This is a genomic window from Rhodococcus sp. CX, assembly GCF_015865005.1.
GTDB lineage: Bacteria > Actinomycetota > Actinomycetes > Mycobacteriales > Mycobacteriaceae > Rhodococcus.
On the sequence record NZ_JADZGH010000272.1, the window covers coordinates 9,201 to 28,655 of the forward strand.

Here is a 19,455-nt window from a genome sequence, read left to right on the forward strand (position 1 = left end):
ACACGTAGATCGGACGGATCGGGTTGGGAATCAACCGAAGTTCGTGCGCGACATTGTTCGTGTCGTACTGAACGCACTCGTGGATCTGGACGTAGTGCCCGTCGCCGCGGCACTCGATCTTCCGCGTAGCGCCGTAGGGGCTCAGGATGATCGGCTTGTAGCTGTTCTCACCGAACAGTGCACCGGGGTCGAGGGGTGCGACGAAGTAGTCGGTCCGATCGCGAACTGCGTTGAAGCCGTACGGGTCGTCATCCGGGGCAGCCGACGCACCCGTCGCCGCCATCAGAGCACTGCCGACGACCATCGCAGCAACAGCCAGGGTTCGAGTGAGCATGAGAAGTCCTCGTCTTTCGTCGAGCCGGCACCCCTGCGTACCGACAATCGAGAGTACAGACCGACCGTTACGTTCCGAGGCGGGTTGAGAGGGGCAGGTCGCAGACTCCCCGATGGGTCGCGGCGCGGACGGCTACCGTGGAGATCATCGAGCAGTTCCCGTTTCACCGAAGCCGGACGTCGAGGCAGTACTCGTGACGACGCTGCAACCGACCGCCTCGTGGGCGGAGAGGACAGCCCAGCACACCGGGCTGGGCGTCTATCTGCTCGGGATCGTCGCGTTCGGCGTCTCGGCATCCCGAGCGGAGACCGGCACCGGATGGGTGGTCGCCGTGGTCATCGCGGTGGGACTCACCGCATGTGGGACGACTCTGCACCGCCCGCTGACTCCGACGCACGTGACCGTCGCGATCGTGTGTCTGCTCCTGGCAGATCTCGGCTGTGCCGAGGGGCGTCCTCACCTGGGGTTCGTCCTGGTCGTGGTGTCCGGGTGGGTGCTCGTGTGGCCGGTCCCCAGCGTCCCGCAACCCGAGGAACACCCCCGCATCGAGGCTCTCGTACAACGGACCGCGGGTGATCCGCTGGCACCGTTCGCACTGAACTCCGCCAAGTCCTACTTCTTCGACCCCTCCGGAACCGCAGCGATCGCCTATCGAACCCGCGCGGGCGTCGCCGTGGTTTCCGGGGATCCGATCGGTGATGCGCGGGCATTCGGCAACCTGCCGACGCGATTCACCACCTTCGCCGAGGCTCGAGGCTGGCGGGTGGCGGTTCTCGCGGCGAGCGAGCACACGGCACGGTTGTGGCAGAACCGGGACGGACACTCGCCGCTACGCGCGGTGGACATCGGGTGCGATGTCGTCGTGGACGTGTCCCGATTCTCGCTCGACGGACGGCGATTCCGGAATCTGCGGCAGGCGGTGCAGAGGAGCCGAAACGCCGGGGTGAGTACCGAGATCCTCTCCGAGCGAGACGTTTCCGCGGCACTGCGCCGGCAGTTGCTCGCGATCGTCGCCGAGACCCGCGGCGGACATCAGCGTCGGGGATTCTCGATGATTCTCGACCACCTGCTCGACGGTGTGCTTCCGGGGATGATGATCGTCGTTGCGCGTGACCGGCACGGTCGCCCGGTCGGGTTCCAGCGATACGGCACCGCGCACCACGGAAACGAGTGGAGCCTGGACGTCCCGTGGCGCAGCACCCGGGCTCCCAACGGCACCGACGAACGCATGATCGTCGATGTCGTCGAGCATGTCCGCCGCCGCGGTGGAACGTCGGTGTCGTTGGCCTTCGCCCCGTTTCCCCGACTGTTCGCCGGCACCGGGACCGGCGTGCGACAGCGGACGCTGCGGACCGCGCTGCGGCTGGGCAGCTCGGTGATCGCTCTCGAATCGCTGTACCGATACCTGCACAAGTTCCATGCCGCCGCAGGTCGTCGCTACGTCCTGTTCGAACCCCGGTACGTCGTACCCGCGGCGTACGCCATGTTGACGTCGGAGTTCGTCCCCCACCGCGAGCACAGTCCTCGTCGCACCTCGCATCGCAGTGGCCGCAACCGGTACGGTTCGACGCCGGCAGGCCGGCGGAGGCTTTCATAGAGCGGGAGCGATCCTCTCGGGCCGGAGCACGCGGGCGAGGAAGTCGAGCTGATCGGCCAGCACCCGCCGGTGCCATTCGCCCTGGTAGAAGTCGAAGTGATCGACGGGGTACTCGCGCAGCTGCGCCCACCTGCCGGCCTTGCGTGCGGTGCGGCGCGCGGCGTCGGGCGGGGCGACACGATCGTCGGTGCCGACCTGCACCAGCAACGGGCACGTCAGCCGGGAGGCGTAGGTGGTCGGACGGTTCAGCCCGACTTCCAGGCCCGTGCGTGCGCAGACCTCGTTGCGCCAAGTGGGCCCGGCCATCGAGAGATAGGCCTCCTCGGCGCCCGGCGTGCTGATGATCGCTGACGACCCGGGCTGCGCGACGACGGGCACGTGATAGGGCGACCGGCCGGTGAGGGCGCGCGCCACATCGCGCAATCCGTACGCTGTGGCACGGACGAGCCGGCCCACCCCGGCGTAGCGCGCGATCTGTACGAGGGCGGCGAGTCCGTCGGTGGCCGGATTCATGGACACCACCGCCGCGACGCGCTGGTCCTGGGCGGCGACCGCGACGACGTGTCCGCCCGAGTAGGACGTGCCCCACAACACGATTCGGCCGGGATCGACCCCGGGCAGGTGGCGGGCAGTGTCGACGGCCGCGTGGTAGTCCTGCCGCTGCCGGCGGAACGCGACATCCTGACGAGGTTCCCCGGCGGAGTCGCCGAAGCCGCGGTAGTCGAACACGAAGGCGTCGATGCCGGCGGCTGCGAAAGCCTCGGCGAAGGCGAGCAGACCGGTGTCGCGGGTGCCGCCGAAGCCGTGCCCCAGGACGATGCAGGGCCGGCCCGCCTCACCGGCAAGAACGTCGGTGCTCGCCGGTAGGTGCCAGGCGGCACAGGTGATTCCGTGGCTCGTGAACGTCAGCTCGTGTCTCATCGTCCTTCTCCCTACCCTGCGAGCACGCTCGAGCGAGTGGAGGTGAATTTCAACGCGGGATCCTCGACCGGGCCCACGCGCAGTCGTTCGACGTCGGATTCGTAGGCCATCTCCGCCGTCCACGGGCCACGGGTACCTGCCCGCGGAAACGCGGCGACTCCGCGCTGGATGTAGCCCGAACTCAGGTCGAGAAGGGGGACCCGCTCCATGTCGGGATCGTCGAGTACGGGTTCGACGACGGTGTGTCCCTGTGCATCCATGTGGTCGAGCAGTCGGCAGAAGTGCTCGCAGACCAGATCGACCTTGAGCGTCCAGGCGATGTTCGTGTACCCCATGGCGAACGCGAAGTTGGGCACCCCGGAGAGCATCATGGCCTTGTAGACGGTGGTGTCCGGCAGATGTACCGGCTTTCCGTCGACGACGAGCGCGATCTTACCCAAGGGCGACATGGTCAGCCCGGTGGCCGTGACGATGATGTCGGCGGCCAATTCCCGGCCCGATTCCAGCCGGATTCCGGTCTCGGTGAATCGTTCGATCCGGTCGGTGACCACCGATGCCTGCCCCGACGAAATCGCCTTGAACAGATCACCGTTGGGAACCATGCACAATCGCTGCTCCCACGGGTTGTACCGCGGGGTGAAGTGGGTGTCGACATCGAAGTGCCGGGGCAACTGTCGACGCACGTTGGCGATCAACAGCTTGCGCATCAGCTTCGGGGCGCGCATGCATGCCTTGTAGATCCCACGGTTGAGCATGATGTTCTTGCGCCGGACGATTCGATACGCACGCTCGGGCCCGAGCACCGTGTTCAACGTGTTCGCGATCGCGTCCTCGGCGGGGAGCGAGAGCACATAGCTCGGTGAGCGTTGCAGCATGGTGATGTGGCCCGCTTCGGCCGCCATCGAGGGAATCAAGGTCACAGCCGTTGCGCCGCTTCCGATCACGACCACGCGCTTGCCCGCGTAGTCCAAGTCCTCGGGCCAGTGCTGCGGATGGACCACTGTCCCGGCGAAGTCCTCGACACCGGCGAACTCCGGGGTGAACCCGGATTCGTTGTCGTAGTATCCGGTTCCCGAGAACAGGAACCGCGCGGTGAATTCGGTCAGCGCTCCGGTGCCGGAATGCCGTGCCGTCACCGTCCACAGTCCCTCCGTGGAGGAGAACTCCGCCTCCAGTACCCGGTAGCCGAATCGGATGTGTTCCGCCACACCGTTTTCGGCGACCGCATCCTGCAGGTAGTCCATGATGATGTGGCCGTCGGCGATCGACTTGCGGTGCGTCCAGGGCTTGAAGCCGAAACCGAAACTGGGCATGTCCGAATCGGAACGGATGCCCGGATACCGGAACAGACTCCAGGTTCCACCGATCGTGTCGCGGCCTTCCAGAATCGCGAACGTAGTATCCGGGCGGCGCATCTTCAGATGGCAGGCAGCGCCGATGCCTGAGATTCCGGCCCCGATGATCAATACGTCGAAGTGGGTGCTCGCCGTCGCTGCGGGAGTGCTCCTCATCGATCCTCCTTGTCGAACGTGATGCACTTCACGTTACGGCCGGATCCATCCGAGAGGAATGTGCCTACGCTCAGACCTTCCGGTTCGATATGTGCGATGGCACAATATGCTCATGACCGGGGAATCCCCCGAGGTCATCGACCTGATGGGTGCGGTGGCCGAGGCGATGCTCGCCGAACTCGACCAACTGGTCGAGGCGATGGACGCCGCCGTGGTCGACCTGACCCCCGCACTGGGTACAGATGCCGCGATCGCAGCGGACATGTCGGCGAGCAACCGCGCGAACGCGCTGCGTCTGCTCACAACCCTCACCCGACGGGAAGGTGGAACCGCACCGATCGACGTCCCGCCCGAAGCGCTCGACATCGCCCGCACCGTTGCTCGACGCGGCATCGAATTCGACGTGATCTTCCAGGCCTACCGTCGCGGGCAGAACGTCGCCTGGCAACGCTACATGAAACTCGCCGCCGCGCTCGTTCCGGCGAGCCCTCTGCTGATGGACCTGCTGAATGCCTCCTCGCAACGCGTATTCGAGTACGTCGACCATGTCGTGGCCTGCGTCCTCGCCGAAGCACAACGGGAGCGGGAACAGGTACTCGGGGGCGCTCTCGCACGCCGCACCGAGACGGTCCGGCTGATCCTCGACGGTGCACCGATCGACGGTTCCCGGGCGAGCGAACGACTCGGCTACGACCTCTCCCGTCGTCACACCGCGCTGGTGCTGTGGTCCCAACCGGTCGGCGAAGCCCAAGGAGCGCTGGAGTCGGCTGCCACCATCCTGGCGCGTGCCGTCGGTGCTCGCGGTCCCCTCACCCTCCCCGCGGGAACCTCCGCCCTGTGGGCGTGGCTGGGTACCGAGTCCGACGTCTCGTACGAGGCGATGCGAAACGCCCTCGCGCACGCGCAATCCCACATCCGCGTCGCGGTGGGCCCCACCCGACCCGGCATCACCGGATTCCGCCGATCGCATGCGGCCGCGGTGTCCATACAGCGGCTGCTGGCCGGTCACCCCGGCGGCGCCCGGCTCGCGCTGTATCGGGACCTGGAAGTCACCGCGTTGACCGCCCAGGATCCGGACCGCGCAACGGAATTCGTCACCAGCACGCTCGGAACTCTGGCGGCGGACACACCCGCGGCCGCCCGCCTCCGCGAAACCCTGCGGATCTACCTCGAGGAAGCCGACAACGCCCCGCGGACGGCGGTTCGCCTGCACACGCACCGCAACACCGTCCTGCAGCGAGTCGCCCGCGCAACCGAACTGCTCGGCCACCACCCCGGCGAACACCGACTGGCACTCATGCTGGCTCTCGAACTCACCCACCAACTCGGTCCCCGAATGCTGCAGTGAGCAGACCGAGCTCGAACAACCGGAGATCGACGGACGCCCTGCGGGCGGCTGCCTCTGACCGATCGGAGACCCTACGGGTCCCTGAGCTTGCTCCGGCCCCTTCCCCAACGCTGCCCGGTCGCCATGCCCCGATAGACCGTCTCGGCCAGCACTCGTAGCCCCACGTCGCGGCGGACGTGCGGCAGGTACTGGACCCGGTCGTTCGTGTCGACCCTCACGATCGGGTGCTCCACCACCAGCTGTGGAGACGAGGGTTACTGGCGCCCAGTCGGTTTCGAAACACGGGAATGGCACCCGGTTTCGCAGCGTCGATGCGCTGACGTCGGACTCTGGGAGACGAGCGACGACGCCCGCCCGATGTGCCACGGTCACCGGAACGGCCCGTGCCCGCACCGAGGCAGACGGAAAACAACTCGAGCCCCTCGATCGGACCGCGGGTCGCGGGATCGAGGGGCTGCGTGCTCAGGACGTCGGATGTGAACCTGGTGGCCAGGTGATGTGCGGGCCGGCGCGGAAGGCACTCGCGGCTCGTTGCTCGTGCACGCCTCTGCGGGGCGTGTGGATAGAATCCACCGTACGGTGCATGACAGCTCCTACTGTCGTGTGCCCAGACCCCGGTCGGTGTTGGTAGCACCTTCCGGGGTCGACCTGTTTTCAGGCCGGTGCAGGGATGGTCCCACGGGTGGCGTCGAGGGTCAACTCGAACACGCGTTCGCGTCGCCGGGAAAACTCCCGCTCACTCGCCGGAGTCGCGTTGCTCGGTGAACCACACCGCGATCTGGGAACGTCTGGTGAATCCGAGCTTCCCCAGAAGACGCTCGACGTGTCCCTGCGCGGTTCGGAGCGAGATCGTCAGACGCTCCGCGATCTCCCTGTTCGTCAGGCCCTCGGCGACCAGCCCGGCGACCTCGAGTTCCCGCTTCGTCGGGGCACTTGCGAGGGGAGACTTCGACTCGGATCCGCCGGAGTCTTCCCCGAGCGCATACGCGACCGCGCCGGTGACGCCGAGCGCTTCGCCCTTCCGGCGAGCGGCCTCGAATGCCCTCGAACTCAGCGCATCACGCGCGGCGCGCAGAGTCATTTCGTGGTTCTCGGCAAGACCGGGCACAACCACGGACGGACTTCCGATCGACTGGCTCAGGTGGTCGGCGGCCGCGGCCAGGACCACCGCGCGTTCGGCATTGCGATCCGCCATTGCGATCCAGGAGAGCACCTGAAGGACCAAACTGATGTTGAGCCGCGGCGTGTACTTGCGCGCAATCAGAAGTGATTGCTGCAGAAGCTGTTCCGCACGGTCACGGTCACCCTGACGCCACACCACGACCGCCAGTGCCCACTGCGCATACGATCTGTGTACGGACTCACCGCGAGCCTCGGTGATCTCGAGGGCACGCTCGTAGCAGCTGATCGCCAGGTCGGTCCGACCGACGATTTCGTAGGCGAGTCCCATGCCGATGCGGGGAACCACTTGGTAGAGGACATCGTTCAGATCCGTGAAGGTCGACAATGCGCCTTCGAACCATTCGCACGTGCGCTGAAGGTCACCACTGAACAGGGTGCCGTAGGCGTCGCCGAGATCGAGATACGCCAGCAGCAGGGGGTCCGTCGTCCCTTCCGCCAACGCGCGCTCGTTCCGCATCACGACCGCCGAAGCCTTCGAGTCGCCCTGCAACCCGGCCATCGCGCTTTCCACGAATGCCGCCTTCGCCCGGTCGACGCTCGGCTTCGCCACCGCCTGTTCCAGCATCCGGTGGCACCAGCGACCGCACTCGCCGATGAGACTCCGCGAAAACCAATAGGGGAACAACGCCCCCGCCATCCGGACCCCGGCCTCGGGGTCGTCGGAGGCGCAGAAGTCCAGCGCCTGCCGTATGTTGGCCAGTTCCGTGGTGAGCCGCTTCATCCAATCGAGCTGTCGCGGGCCGATCCAGTCGGCCTCCGCGTCCCGCGCCAGCTGCTCGTACCACTCGCGATACGCCCGCCGCAGATCCGCGAGGTCACCTGCCTCGGATGCCTTCTCCTGTCCGTATTCCCGGATCGTCTCGAGCATCCGGAACCGCGCGACCGGACCGGATTGCTCGCGGATCAGGATCGACTTGTCGACGAGGTTGGACACCGCGTCGAAGACATCCTCTGCGGAGAACTCCGAGCCGCAGATGTGCTCGGCGGCATCGAGTTCGAACCCTCCGACGAACACCGACAGACGCGCCCACATCCGCTGTTCCAGCGGAGTGCACAGTTCGTAGCTCCAGTCGACGCACATCCTCAGCGTCTGTTGTCGTTCGGGTGCATCCCTGCTACCCCGGGTGAGCAGCGCGTAGCGGTCGGTGAGCCGCTGCAACACCTGCTCCGGCGATATCGCCCGCAGCCCGGCGGCGGCGAGTTCGATCGACAGCGGCAGGCCTTCGAGACGACGGCAGATCTTGGCGATCGTGACCGCGTCGTCGTCACCGGCCACGAAGCCGGGCACCGCCGCGGCGGCCCGCTCGACGAACAGCGTCATCGCGTCGTTGCGGTGTCCTCGTGCCGGTAGATTCTCGAGATCGGGGACCGGCAGCGGCGCCAGCGGCAGCACCACCTCGCCGCCGATGCCGATCCGCTCACGACTGGTCGCGAGGATCCGCAATCCCGGTCCGGCGCGCAGCAGCGACTCCGCGAGATGCGCGACCGCGTCGATCAGATGCTCACAGTTGTCGAGGACGAGCAGCACCTCCCGCTTCGCGAGGTAGTTCTCGAGGACCACCTTCACCGGCGACCACGTCGACCAGGAGGGATTCGTCCTGCAGCTCGGCCAGTTCAACGAGGAACACACCGTCGGCGAACGCGACGCGCATCTGATGGGCGATTCTCAACGCGAGACGGGTCTTGCCTACCCCACCGACCCCGACCAGCGTCACCAGACGGGCGGTCGCCAGGAGGTTCTTGGCCTTCGCCAACTCTTCGCGGCGGTCGACGAAGCTCGTCAGCTCCAGCGGAAGGTCTCGCGTGCGGCCGGTCCGCGCCGTCGGTGGCCGGGTGGCCTCTCCCGCCGTGCTCGAGGCGTAGGCAGGAACTCCGGCACCCGCGCTCGCGGTCATGTCGTCCACGGAGAATCCGTGTGATCGTTGCGCCTCGCGAAGCCTGTCCCCCAGCTCGACCACGGACGGGCGGTCGTTCGGGTCGCCGGCCATTGCGGCCCCGATCAGAGCACTGACGTCGGCGGCGACCCCGTGGTCACGAGGATCCGGGACCGGCTCCGTGGCGATCCGCACGAACTGCGCGACCACCTGCTCACCGCTGCGACGTTCGAACGCGGCGTGACCGGTGGCCGCCGCGAACAGGGTGGCCCCGAGCCCGTAGACGTCGGCAGCGGTGCTCGGTGGCGCACCGTTGAACACCTCCGGTGCAGTGAACGCCGGCGAACCCGTGAGCACCCCGACGGCAGTCTGGAACTCACCCGCGACGTGAGCGATACCGAAGTCCGTCAACGCCGGCTCGCCGTAGTCCGTGAACAGGATGTTCGCGGGCTTCACATCGCGATGAATGATGCCGACAGCGTGGGCCGCCTCGAGCGCGCCGGCCATCTTGACCCCGATCCGCAGGACGTCCTCCAGCGGGAGCGGGCCCTGCCGGCGAATCCGCGTCTCGAGCGAGCCCTGGGATTCGAAGGGCATCACGATGAAGGGCCGGCCGTTGGCGGTGATGCCGGCCTGCAGGATGTTGACGATGTTGGGGTGACCGGTCAAGCGGCCGGCGGCGCGCTGCTCACGCAGGAATCGGGCGCGGTTGTCCTCGTCCAGATCGGCCGTGAGGACCTTCACCGCGACGACGCGGTCCAGCGAAGGCTGAGTGCACCGGTAGACCACGCCGAACCCGCCGCGGCCGACCTCTTGCGGATCCTCGAAACCGACGTCCTCCAGCTCCGCGGAGACCGTTCCGGCCACGCCACGTTGCGTCGCGAAGGGATCTGTATCGGCCATCGTCTACTTCGGTCCTGACCTCCGAGTGCAGCTCTGCACGGTTCGGACTTCCGTCCGTTTTCGAGCTTACGTCGGGCCGGGGCACCGGGCGGTGGACTCGCGAGCCATACGTCCCTGTTCCCGGATACGATCCGGGGTAGTTTCGTCTCGAGCAGGCTCGAAGCCCCTTTACGGGCCCGGGCACGCCGCAGCATTCTCGGTCGATAGCCCGCCTTCCGAGTGACCTCGAACGCGGATGTCATCGGCTCGTAACGAGAGTGCCTATCCACAGGCGGATCGTGGTCCGCAGCGACTCGCGATGCTCGGCGAACGAATCACCTGGTGCGAGAACCCTTGTCCCGAACGCGAAATCGAACACCATCCCTTCGAGCAGACTGATGAGGTCGCGCGCGGCATCCGGGGGTTGGGACGCGCCGAGGGCATCCATCAGTGCGGTCGCGGCGGGAAGCGAGAAGAGGCACGACGCCAGACCTGTCCTCAGCTCGTCGTCGGCGGCCGCGTCGACGACGAGCGCGTATCGGGCAAGGACGTCCCTGTGTCGGTCCGTCACCAGCGTTTCGAGCTGGTCCGCGATCAGGTTCCCGGCCGCTTCGATGGTGGGCGGCCGGACGATGGAGGCGGCGCTGTCGAAGTGTTCCCGGGACCGGCGCGCCAGGTGCGCGATCGCGGCGGACACCAGGGCGTGACGGGTGCGGTAGTAGTACGACGTCGAGCCCCGGGCCAGACCGAGGCGTGCATCGATGCCCTGGTGCGTGAGCGCATGGTTGCCACCCTCGGCAGCCAGGTCCAACGCGGCCTCGCAGATCAGCTCTCGACGGGAGCGACGTTCAGCCATATCCACCTCCATTCCCCGAAACTCTACGATGCTAGAGTTTCGAGCCATGCGTCGGACTCGCAGAACGTCACCGCCACGTCGTTCACTGCTCGTAGACGGCGCTGCATTCGATACCGCTGCACAAGATCTGGGATTCACCCTCGACGGATCGCAGCTGGAGACCGCGGCCGCCCTCGCCGCCGGCGATCGGAATCTGTATCTGTGGGGTCCCGTCGGACGGGGCAAGAGCTGGCTGATGGCGACGTACTTCGCCGCGCTGCCGACCGACCGGAAGATGCGGGTTCACTTCCACGAGTTCTTCCGCGACCTGCATCTGGGCATCCGACGGCACCGCAACAACCTTGCCGCTGCTCTGGACGAGCTGTTGGGCCGGGTGGATCTCGTGTGCTTCGACGAGTTCCACGTCCACGACCCCGCGGACGGCAAGTTCATCGCCCGTCTCCTGCCCGCCCTTCTCGATCGGCAGATCCGGGTGATCCTGACTTCGAACTACCCGCCTCGATCCCTGATGCCCAACCCGCTGTTCCACGACGACTTCATCCCCTCGATCGAGATGATCGAGCAGTTCTTCACCGTCGTCACCGTCGACGGGCCTGTGGACTACCGCACCGCCTCCGGTCACGAGGCCGGTTTCGCCGCCGGATGGTGGGTCAGCCCCGGCACGCAGGAGCAGAGAGACCGACTGGGACTGCGCTCGCCGACTCCCGACGAACGCACAGTCCTCGCACCGGCCGGGCATCCCGTCCGTGCCCTGCGCGCAGCGGAGGGGTGCCTGTGGGTCGACTTCGCCGACCTGTGCGAAAACACCACGGCCCCGGTCGACTACCTCGCCCTCGCACGACAATTCGGTACCTGGGTCGTCAGCGGAGTGCCCGACCTTCGAGCCACAGGGCGTGAGCCGGCGCAACGCTTCGCCAACGTGGTCGACGTGCTGTACGACTGCGACATCACCACCGTTTTCCTCGCGACCACGCCGCTGGACGCGTTCGCCGGCAGCGGCCGGTTACCCGTCGACATCGAACGAATCAAGAGCCGGCTCGGCCAGCTCGGCGAGCTCGAATTCGAAGCGGCTGAAGGATAGTCGATCCGGTCCGACCAGCACCTTCTCCGATTCATCGCGAAGGTCCCAGCGCCTTACCGGTAGTGGGCCCGCCAAATGGTCACGAGCCGCCGCGTCGCCGGCCCTTGGTGAGGTGTACCGGGTCGATGTCGACATCGGACCATTCGGCGGCCATTCTCAGGCTGGCCTCGCGTCCGGAATGCACGTGGTGGAAAGCGGATTCGGCAGCCCGGTCGGGGTCGTGGTCGGCGATGGCGGCCAGCAGCTCCTCGTGTTCGCGGCATTGCACCGTGGCGTCGCGCTCCTTGGTCAGATGGAACAGCCACTGTGTCCGGGCTTCCAGCGGTTGCAGGATCGATTCGAGTAGCGGGTTGGCGGCGAGATCGACGATGAGGGCGTGGAACTTCGCGTTCGCCGCGGCGATGGCAGCCTTGTCGCCGCGTTCGGTCGCGTCGCGTGCTGTATCCAGTTGAGCGGCAAGAGCTGCCAGGCCCTCCTCGTCGGCGCGTTCGGCGGCCAGTCGCGCTGCGAGAACCTCGAGGTTCTCGCGGACGTCGAAGAGGTCCCGGACGTCGTCGACGGTGAACGGCGAGACGATCGCACCCTGGCGCGGCACCACGACGACCAGCCCGTCCCGTTCCAATCGCTGCATCGCTTCGCGCAGCGGAATGCGCGAGACGGCCAGCTCCTCGGCAAGATCGCGCTCGATCAGACGGGTACCCGGAGCGAGGTCCAGGCCGATGATGCGGGAGCGTAGTTCGTCATAGGCGACGTCCCGTAGCGACTTCCGGCTTGCTGCATCCACTGCGGTTGTCACGTTCGACCTCTTTCCTCTTCGTGCCTGTCACCAGCATAGACACCGAAAAATAGCGGTATACCAGTAATGGAATTCTTACAGCCTCGCAATCTGACAGAAATGGATCGGGACCACGCTTCTCGTAACGGTATACCGCTAATCGGCATCGATGAATCGGGAGAAGCCCTATGAAGGTCACCACCGCCACCAAGGTCATGTCCGTCGCAGCCACTGGTCTTCTGACAGTGGGACTGAGCGCGTGCGGAACTTCTGACGCGGACTCGTCCGACGACGTCCTGTCCGTCGGCGTCTTCCTGCCCGGATCGATCAACGACACGGGATTCATGCAGTCGGGATTCGCAGGCGTGGAACGCATCCAGGCCGAATACGGGGACAGGATCGACGTCAGTTACGTCGAGCAGGTCGCCGCCGCCGACTATCAGCAGGCGCTGCAGCGCTTCGCCTCCCAGAACGATCTGGTGATCTCGGTCGGTGGGCAGACCGACGCCGACCTGCGCGCGGTCGCCCCGCAGTTCCCCGACGTCAAGTTCGTGGAGATCGGCGGGCCCGCCGACGCCGAACCGTTGCCGAACCTGGCCTACTACGACCCGCAGCAGGCCGAGGCCGAATTCCTGTCCGGTGCCGTCGCCGCCATGTCGTCGAAGAACGGGACGGCCGGGTTCGTCGGCGGGGTGGAACTTCCGGCGATCGTGAACGCCGCCAGCGCATTCGGTAACGGCGCTCGGTTCGTCCGGCCGGACGTCAAGGTCCTCGCACCGCAGTACGTGGGTGACTTCAACGACCCGGCCAAGGCCAAGCAGGCCGCCGGTGCCGCCTATGCCGGTGGTGCCGACGTACTGGGTCAGATCGTCAACCTCGGCAAGCAGGGCATCGAGCAGGCCGCGCGGGAATCGGGCAACCGTTTCAACGGCGGGCCCATCCCGGGTGACTGCGCGAACACCGTCTACGCCGGCTTCGTGCGCACCGATATCGGCACCGAAATCGAGTACGCGGTGTCCTCGGTGCTCGACGGCACGTGGACGGCCGCGCAGGTTCCGTTCGGCGTGACGACCGACAAGGGCGGCAGCGAATTCATCGTGTGCTCGACCGATCCGGCTGTCGCCCGGGCATTGTCCGATGCGGAGGCGGCGATCGTCTCCGGCGCGGTCCAGCCCTACTGACGGCCGGAAGCCGAACGAGAGGCGATGACGATGACCACCACCACCGCGCTGCTGTCGATGAACGGGATCGGGAAATCGTTCGGCTCGGTGCGCGCCCTGGACGCGGTGACACTGACCGTGAAACCTGGTTCCGTGCACTGCATTCTGGGAGAGAACGGTGCCGGGAAATCGACCCTGTGCAACACCGTCTACGGCACCGTCTCTCCCGATACCGGCAGCATGACCCTGGCCGGCGCCGACTACCGGCCACGCAATCCGTCGGACGCTCTGCAGGCAGGGGTCGCGATGGTGCATCAGCACTTCTCGCTGATCCCCACGATGACCGTCGCCGACAATCTGCTGCTGGGGCGCGACGGCTTCCGTCCGCCGCGGGGCCGGCTGTCGGACGACCTCGACCGCATCGCAGACAACTACGGTCTGAGTGTCGACCCGAAGGCCACGGTCGGCGAGCTGACCGTCGGGGCCCGCCAGCGAGTGGAGATCGTCAAGGCCCTGCTGCGTGACCCACGGCTGATCCTGCTCGACGAACCGACCGCAGTGCTCGATCCCTCCGAGATCGACGCACTGATCGCCACGTGCGCCGCCCTTGCCGCGGACGGCAAGTCGGTCGTCCTCATCACCCACAAGCTCGGTGAAGTCGCCCGCGCCGCCGACGAGGCCACCGTCCTGCGCGGAGGCACCGTCGTCGGTGGAGGACGGCTCGCCGACGTGCCGCTGTCCTCGCTGCTGAAACTGATGCTGGGCGACAAGGAACCGATCGACCCCGCCGCCGGCCTACGACGGCGCCGCGATACCCACAGCGACGCCGATGCCGTCCTGCGGGTGAGCGGTCTCGACGTGACCCGCCCGGACGGCAGTACCGCACTGTCGGACGTGGAGTTGGGCATCGGACGCGGCGAGATCGTAGGTATCGCAGGCGTCGAGGGCAACGGACAGTCCGAACTGACCGCCGTGCTGTCAGGGTCGCTGACCGCCGACAGCGGCACGGTGACCCTGGACGGCACGGATATCACCGATGCATCGCCGGCGCAACGGACCGCCGCGGGCATGGCGGTGATTCCCGAGGACCGGCACGCCGAAGGAATGATCGCCGACCTGTCGATCGCCGAGAACCTCGCGATGCCCCGACTGCGGCAGTACCGCCGGTGCGGGCTGCTCGATCGGAACCGGATGCGCGCCGACGCCGCCGCCGCGATTGCCGAGTACTCGATCAGGGCCTCGGATCCGGACGCGCCGATCGGTTCACTGTCCGGCGGCAACCAGCAGAAGGTCGTCCTTGCCCGCGAATTGTCCACTGCCGGATTGCGTGTCGTTGTCGCCGCGCAACCCACCCGGGGCCTGGACGCCGGTGCAGTCGCGTTCGTGCTCGACCGATTGCGCGACGCGGCCGACAACGGTGCCGCGGTCCTGATCACATCCAGCGAAATCGACGAACTGCTGACCGTGTGCGACCGGATCGTCGTGGCCTATCGCGGCGCACTACTGGGATCTGTGCGCACCGACTCACCCACTGCCGCAACCGATATCGGCAGCCTCATGACCGGAGTCCCCGCATGACCACCTCCATCACATCCGACCGCGGCCCGCGGCTGCGCCTCCTGCCGCCGATACAACATCTGCACCTGCGCCACCCGCTGGTGATCGCCCTCGGCGCCCTGGTCGTATCGGCCGTCGCGGGTCTGGCTCTGGCTGCCACCGCCGGAGCCGACCCCGGAACGGTCGTCGACGCGCTCGTCGACGGAACCTTGGGATCGCCGTTCGCGATCGGAACCTCGCTCAACAACGCCGCGCTCCTGATGCTGGTGGCAGCCGGATTCACCGTCGCCTACCGGGCCGGGCTCGTCAACGTCGGTGGTGAAGGCCAGATCTGCCTGGGCGGTATCGCCGCCACCGCAGTCGGGGTCTCGATCCCCGATTCGGTGCCGGTCCCCCTCGGTCTCGCCGCTGCTCTGCTCGCCGCCGTCCTCGCAGGTGCGGCTTGGGCGGGAATCGCGGCCTGGCTGCGGATCCGCCGCGGCACCAGCGAGATCATCACCACCCTGCTGCTGAACTTCGTCGGCCTGGCATTGGTGGTGCTGATGGTCCAGGAACCGTCGCTGTTGCGCCAGCCGATGACGTCCTCGGAGACCCTGCCCCAGTCCGAACCGCTGGCAGTCTCGGCGCGCCTTCCGTTGCTGGGCCTGGACAGGAACCCGGCCACGATCGCGATCGTGATCGCCGTGATCTCGGTGATCGCAGTGGGAATCATGTTGCGCCACACGATCACCGGACTTCGGCTGCGGAGCGTGGGACTGTCCGGCACCGCTTCGGCCCGATTCGGCGTCCCCGTCGATCGCACCGCGTTCCTCGGGCTCGCCGCGGCGGGCGGTTTCTCCGGGCTGGCCGGAGGACTGCTCGTCGCCTCCGCACCGTTCGTCCTCGCCGACGGATTCTCCTCCGGATTCGGGTTCAGCGGACTGGTCGTCGGACTCCTCGCTCGGGGATCGATGACCGCCGTCATCGCGGTCTCCACACTGTTCGGCTTCCTGGTCTCCGGCGGTATCAACCTCCAACTCGCCGCCGGAGTACCCGCGTCCACGATCACCGTCGTCCAGAGCCTGCTGATCATCCTCATCGCCGGTGCCGCATGGTGGACGAGTACCTCCAAGCCGCAACGCAAATCCCGTCCCGAGGTCCACACCGAAGCCCCCGCCAGGGAGGTGCTCGTATGAACACCGCAATGATCACCGAAGTATTCACCGGCGGAGTGGCATTCGCCATACCCCTACTGCTCGCAGCCACCGGCGAATCGATCTCCGAACGCGCCGGGGTGCTCAACCTGAGCATGGAAGGAATGATGCTCACCGGAGCGTTCGCCGGCGTGCTCGCCTCGGTCAGCACCGGATCGGCAGTGCTCGGTGCGGTCGCCGGCGTCGTCGCGGGCCTGATCTTCGGTCTCGCCCAGGCACTGCTGAGCGTGCGGCTCCGTGCCGACCAGATCGTCGTCGGTGTCGCGGCCAACGCACTCGCCCTCGGCCTCACCACCTTCGGGGCGCGGGTCCTGCTCGACGCCGGAAAGGGCCAGAACGTGCCCGCCTTCGCCGACGTCCGGGTTCCGGTCCTGAGCGACCTGCCGATCATCGGGCCCGCGGTGTTCGGGCAAACCCTCCTCGGCTACTTCTGCCTGGCGGTCATCGCCGCACTGGCAGTGATCTTCTCCCGCCGCACCATGCCCGGGATCAGGATCGACGCCGTCGGTGAAGACGCGACGTCTGCGGGCTGGACCGGGCTCGCCGTCAACCGCATCCGTGTCGCGGGAGTGCTCATCGCATCCGCAGCCGGTGGCCTCGCCGGCGCTCACCTCGCGCTCTCGGAGGTCCGCTCGTTCAGCGAGAACATGACTGCGGGCATGGGCTACCTCGCCGTCGTGGCCGTGATCGCCGGTCGATGGAAGGTATCCGGAATCCTCTGGGCTGCATTGTTCTTCGGTGTCGCCCGTGCAATGCAGTTCGCGCTCCCCGCGATCGGGGTGAACATCCCCTACGCCGTGCTCGTGATGCTGCCCTACCTCATTGCGATCGTCGCGGTCAGCGGCTTCGTGGGTGGACGGAAAGCACCGTCCTGCCTCACCGTCCCCTACATCGGCCGTGTCTGAACATCAATCCGAGAGGCGGACAAACAGATGACCCTCGTCCTCACCCATTCCGACATCGAGGCCCTGATCGACCGGCACGCCGTCTACGACGCCGTCGAACGCGCCCACGCCGATCTGTCCGCCGGCACCGCATGCAATCCGGCACCGGCGGTCCTCCCCCTCGAACAGGGGGGAACGGTCCTGCCGATGGCCGCAGTCGCGACCCGGCAGCGAGCCAGCTCGGTGAAAGTGCTGTCCGACATGCCGTTCAACCGTGCCGCCGGTCGACCCACCCAACGCTCGACCATCCTGCTGATGTCGGATCGGACCGGCGAATGCGAAGCGGTCCTCGACGGAAGGCTCATCACCGCCGTCCGCACGGCCGCCGCGAGCGCCGTCGCCACCGCACACCTCGCACGGGATTCGAGCACGACCCTGGGCTTGATCGGTGCCGGCACACTCGCCGTCGAACACACTCGCGCGATCGCTCGCGTCCGATCGATCGACAAGGTATCGGTCTGGTCCCGCTCCGCTGCGACCATTGACGAGTTCCGCCGCCGTGTTCACGATCTGGACCTGCGCGTCGAACACGCCGAATCGCCGCGCGACGTTCTGTCAACCGCCGACATCGTCTGCACACTGACACCGTCGAAGGATCCGATCGTCCACGGCGCGTGGTTCCGGCCGGGCCTGCACCTGAACGCCGTGGGTGCACCCCCGCGCGCCGATCACCGTGAGATCGACGGTGTCGGAATGGGTTCGGCCCGACTCGTCGTCGACAGTCGCCCCACCGCACTGACGAAGTCCGGTGACGTCCTGCTCGCCATCGGCGAAGGACATCTCACCGAGGACGCGGTGGCCGTCGAGCTCGGCGACGTCGTCCTCGATCCCGGACTCGGTCGGCGCAGCGACGAGGACATCACCCTCTTCAACTCAGTAGGCATCGGCCTGCAGGATCTCGTGACCGCCCGCATCCTCGTCGACGCCGCACTCGCCGCCGACATCGGAACCAGAGTAGAGATGAGCGCATGACCGTTCCCGCACCCGAGTCCCGCTTCCTCGCACGCAGCCTCGAACTCGCCGCAGAAGCAGCAGTGTCGGGCAACCGCCCGTTCGGCGCCGTCCTGGTCGCAGCCACCGGTGAGGTGCTCGCCGAAGGTCTCAACGAAGTCGCCTCCTCCGGCGACATCACCGCACATGCCGAACTCGTCGCGATCCGCCGGGCAACCGCCGACGGGCACGTCGACCGATTCGCCGGCGCCACGATGTACGCGAGCGGCGAACCGTGTCCCATGTGCGCCGCAGCGTGCGTCTGGGCCGGTACCACCCGGATCGTGTTCGCCGCGTCGACCGAAGGGTTCTCGACCATCCTCCCCGAGGGACCACATTTCACCCTCGGTTGCGCAGACGTCGTCGCGGCGACCGATGCGGAAGTCACCGTCGTCGGACCGGTTCATGAGGAGGAGGCCCTCGAGGTCATGCGCACCGCGGTCGCGGCCCGGTAGCGCGAGGCCTGCGTTCGGTTGGCTCGTCCCGATCCACGACGCGATTCGGAAACCGCTCACGTTGTTGCATGAGCGAATTCGCATTCACCGCGTGGATTCTCGGATCAGGATCGCTGTCGCCCTAGACTGCGCCCATGTCCTCGTATGCGATCAGCCGCCGGACCTTCGTGGCTGCGGCGGCCGCCGCAGCCGTCGCCGTCGTGACCCCGGCGCGGCCGGTGGCCTCTGCCGAGCCGAATGCGAACCCGACGATCGCTGCCCGCCAACGATTCTTCGGAGCCGAGCACGTCGACCCGCGCACCGGAGGAGTGGATCCCGACAAGGTGATCCTCTCGTGGTTCGGGGTGACGAGCTTCGCGACGGCGATCGCCGGGGACGTCTTCCTTCTGGACGCGTGGGTGCCTCGCGGGGAGTTCTCGAATCGTGTGCCGACGAGCCCCACCGAACTGGCAGCGTTGGCGCCGAGCCACATCTTCATCGGGCACGGACACTTCGACCATGCCGCCGACGCAACCGAGATCGCGTCACTGTCCGGCGCGACGATCGTCGGCACCGAGGAGCACTGCCGGGAACTCGACGAGCAGGCCGCCACGGACCTGCGGACGCATCCGTTGTCCCTGGATCGGACCGAATTCACGCTGGGCGGTGTGACCGTGCGCGCGGTGCGGCACCTGCACTCCGGACTGCGCGCACCCCGGGGCGAGCAGGCCCCGCTCGTCCTCGCGCCCGACTTCACGCCGACCGTCGAGCACCCCCCGACGCTCCAGGATCTGCAGCACCTGGCGGACCACGCCG

General features: G+C 67.1%; 17 protein-coding genes. 10 read left to right on the forward strand and 7 right to left on the reverse strand.

Annotation, left to right across the window (positions count from 1 at the left end):
- On the reverse strand, nt 1-334 hold a 334-nt coding region (locus tag I0Q12_RS30750; protein WP_197257740.1), incomplete at its 3' end, for a hypothetical protein.
- 193 nt (nt 335-527) lie between these two features.
- Here I0Q12_RS30750 and I0Q12_RS30755 point away from each other — a divergent pair.
- Nucleotides 528-1,931, forward strand: a complete 1,404-nt coding sequence (locus I0Q12_RS30755) for a bifunctional lysylphosphatidylglycerol flippase/synthetase MprF (RefSeq protein WP_197257742.1) — start codon at nt 528-530, stop codon at nt 1,929-1,931.
- Here the strand turns inward: I0Q12_RS30755 and I0Q12_RS30760 are convergent.
- Nucleotides 1,926-2,852 carry an alpha/beta hydrolase gene (locus I0Q12_RS30760; RefSeq protein ID WP_197257744.1) on the reverse strand — a complete coding sequence of 309 codons (927 nt, stop codon included), beginning with the start codon at nt 2,850-2,852 and terminating at the stop codon, nt 1,926-1,928. The genes I0Q12_RS30755 and I0Q12_RS30760 overlap by 6 nt on opposite strands.
- Before the next feature lie 11 nt (nt 2,853-2,863).
- Nucleotides 2,864-4,363, reverse strand: a complete 1,500-nt coding sequence (locus tag I0Q12_RS30765; protein ID WP_197257746.1) for an NAD(P)/FAD-dependent oxidoreductase — start codon at nt 4,361-4,363, stop codon at nt 2,864-2,866.
- A 106-nt stretch (nt 4,364-4,469) separates the two neighbouring features.
- Between I0Q12_RS30765 and I0Q12_RS30770 the strand changes: the two genes are divergently transcribed.
- Nucleotides 4,470-5,711, forward strand: coding sequence for a PucR family transcriptional regulator (locus I0Q12_RS30770; RefSeq protein WP_374069010.1), 1,242 nt, complete (start codon nt 4,470-4,472; stop codon nt 5,709-5,711).
- A gap of 736 nt (nt 5,712-6,447) precedes the next feature.
- Here I0Q12_RS30770 and I0Q12_RS35005 read toward each other — a convergent pair.
- The 3 genes from I0Q12_RS35005 to I0Q12_RS30785 all read right to left on the reverse strand — a co-directional run bounded on the left by I0Q12_RS35005 (nt 6,448) and on the right by I0Q12_RS30785 (nt 10,505).
- Nucleotides 6,448-8,460: a LuxR C-terminal-related transcriptional regulator gene (locus tag I0Q12_RS35005; RefSeq protein WP_197257750.1), complete on the reverse strand. Its 2,013-nt coding sequence runs from the start codon at nt 8,458-8,460 to the stop codon at nt 6,448-6,450.
- Nucleotides 8,396-9,670, reverse strand: a complete 1,275-nt coding sequence (locus I0Q12_RS34760; RefSeq protein ID WP_197257752.1) for a serine/threonine-protein kinase — start codon at nt 9,668-9,670, stop codon at nt 8,396-8,398. The genes I0Q12_RS35005 and I0Q12_RS34760 overlap by 65 nt, the downstream gene beginning before the upstream one ends.
- 238 nt (nt 9,671-9,908) lie before the next feature.
- Nucleotides 9,909-10,505 carry a TetR/AcrR family transcriptional regulator gene (locus I0Q12_RS30785; protein WP_197257754.1) on the reverse strand — a complete coding sequence of 199 codons (597 nt, stop codon included), beginning with the start codon at nt 10,503-10,505 and terminating at the stop codon, nt 9,909-9,911.
- Nucleotides 10,506-10,551: 46 nt separating this feature from the next.
- Here I0Q12_RS30785 and zapE point away from each other — a divergent pair, with 46 nt between their 5' ends.
- The gene (gene zapE / locus I0Q12_RS30790) at nt 10,552-11,586 is read left to right on the forward strand and encodes a cell division protein ZapE (protein WP_197257756.1); all 1,035 of its coding nucleotides are present in this window, start codon (nt 10,552-10,554) and stop codon (nt 11,584-11,586) included.
- 79 nt (nt 11,587-11,665) lie between these two features.
- Here zapE and I0Q12_RS30795 read toward each other — a convergent pair whose 3' ends face one another.
- Complete coding sequence (locus I0Q12_RS30795; protein WP_197257758.1) at nt 11,666-12,382, reverse strand: GntR family transcriptional regulator; 717 nt, start codon at nt 12,380-12,382, stop codon at nt 11,666-11,668.
- Between the two features lie 167 nt (nt 12,383-12,549).
- Between I0Q12_RS30795 and I0Q12_RS30800 the strand changes: the two genes are divergently transcribed.
- The 7 genes from I0Q12_RS30800 to I0Q12_RS30830 all read left to right on the forward strand — a co-directional run.
- Nucleotides 12,550-13,542 carry a BMP family protein gene (locus I0Q12_RS30800; RefSeq protein WP_197257760.1) on the forward strand — a complete coding sequence of 331 codons (993 nt, stop codon included), beginning with the start codon at nt 12,550-12,552 and terminating at the stop codon, nt 13,540-13,542.
- Between the two features lie 30 nt (nt 13,543-13,572).
- Nucleotides 13,573-15,099 carry an ABC transporter ATP-binding protein gene (locus I0Q12_RS30805; protein ID WP_197257762.1) on the forward strand — a complete coding sequence of 509 codons (1,527 nt, stop codon included), beginning with the start codon at nt 13,573-13,575 and terminating at the stop codon, nt 15,097-15,099.
- Entirely contained in the window at nt 15,096-16,253 is a 1,158-nt protein-coding gene (locus I0Q12_RS30810; protein WP_197257764.1) for an ABC transporter permease, read from the forward strand. Before I0Q12_RS30805 ends, I0Q12_RS30810 begins: the two co-directional genes overlap by 4 nt.
- Nucleotides 16,250-17,176 (forward strand): ABC transporter permease, encoded by a 927-nt coding sequence (locus I0Q12_RS30815; protein WP_197257766.1) that lies wholly within the window; start codon nt 16,250-16,252, stop codon nt 17,174-17,176. The genes I0Q12_RS30810 and I0Q12_RS30815 overlap by 4 nt, the downstream gene beginning before the upstream one ends.
- Nucleotides 17,177-17,203: 27 nt before the next feature.
- Nucleotides 17,204-18,187 (forward strand): ornithine cyclodeaminase family protein, encoded by a 984-nt coding sequence (locus I0Q12_RS30820; protein ID WP_197257767.1) that lies wholly within the window; start codon nt 17,204-17,206, stop codon nt 18,185-18,187.
- Nucleotides 18,184-18,660: a nucleoside deaminase gene (locus tag I0Q12_RS30825; RefSeq protein ID WP_197257769.1), complete on the forward strand. Its 477-nt coding sequence runs from the start codon at nt 18,184-18,186 to the stop codon at nt 18,658-18,660. The genes I0Q12_RS30820 and I0Q12_RS30825 overlap by 4 nt, the downstream gene beginning before the upstream one ends.
- Before the next feature lie 134 nt (nt 18,661-18,794).
- The coding region (locus tag I0Q12_RS30830; protein ID WP_374069013.1) for an MBL fold metallo-hydrolase at nt 18,795-19,455 on the forward strand (661 nt) is incomplete at its 3' end.

What these genes read in the sequence shown, in the direction of transcription:
- I0Q12_RS30805 (WP_197257762.1), top strand. Translation starts at nt 13,573, where the DNA reads ATGACCACCACCACCGCGCTGCTGTCGATGAACGGGATCGGGAAATCG.
- I0Q12_RS30800 (WP_197257760.1), top strand. Translation starts at nt 12,550, where the DNA reads ATGAAGGTCACCACCGCCACCAAGGTCATGTCCGTCGCAGCCACTGGT.
- I0Q12_RS30760 (WP_197257744.1), bottom strand. Translation starts at nt 2,852, where the DNA reads ATGAGACACGAGCTGACGTTCACGAGCCACGGAATCACCTGTGCCGCC.
- I0Q12_RS30770 (WP_374069010.1), top strand. Translation starts at nt 4,470, where the DNA reads ATGCTCATGACCGGGGAATCCCCCGAGGTCATCGACCTGATGGGTGCG.
- I0Q12_RS30815 (WP_197257766.1), top strand. Translation starts at nt 16,250, where the DNA reads ATGAACACCGCAATGATCACCGAAGTATTCACCGGCGGAGTGGCATTC.
- I0Q12_RS30810 (WP_197257764.1), top strand. Translation starts at nt 15,096, where the DNA reads ATGACCACCTCCATCACATCCGACCGCGGCCCGCGGCTGCGCCTCCTG.
- I0Q12_RS34760 (WP_197257752.1), bottom strand. Translation starts at nt 9,670, where the DNA reads ATGGCCGATACAGATCCCTTCGCGACGCAACGTGGCGTGGCCGGAACG.
- I0Q12_RS30785 (WP_197257754.1), bottom strand. Translation starts at nt 10,505, where the DNA reads ATGGCTGAACGTCGCTCCCGTCGAGAGCTGATCTGCGAGGCCGCGTTG.
- zapE (WP_197257756.1), top strand. Translation starts at nt 10,552, where the DNA reads ATGCGTCGGACTCGCAGAACGTCACCGCCACGTCGTTCACTGCTCGTA.
- I0Q12_RS30765 (WP_197257746.1), bottom strand. Translation starts at nt 4,363, where the DNA reads ATGAGGAGCACTCCCGCAGCGACGGCGAGCACCCACTTCGACGTATTG.
- I0Q12_RS30820 (WP_197257767.1), top strand. Translation starts at nt 17,204, where the DNA reads ATGACCCTCGTCCTCACCCATTCCGACATCGAGGCCCTGATCGACCGG.
- I0Q12_RS30825 (WP_197257769.1), top strand. Translation starts at nt 18,184, where the DNA reads ATGACCGTTCCCGCACCCGAGTCCCGCTTCCTCGCACGCAGCCTCGAA.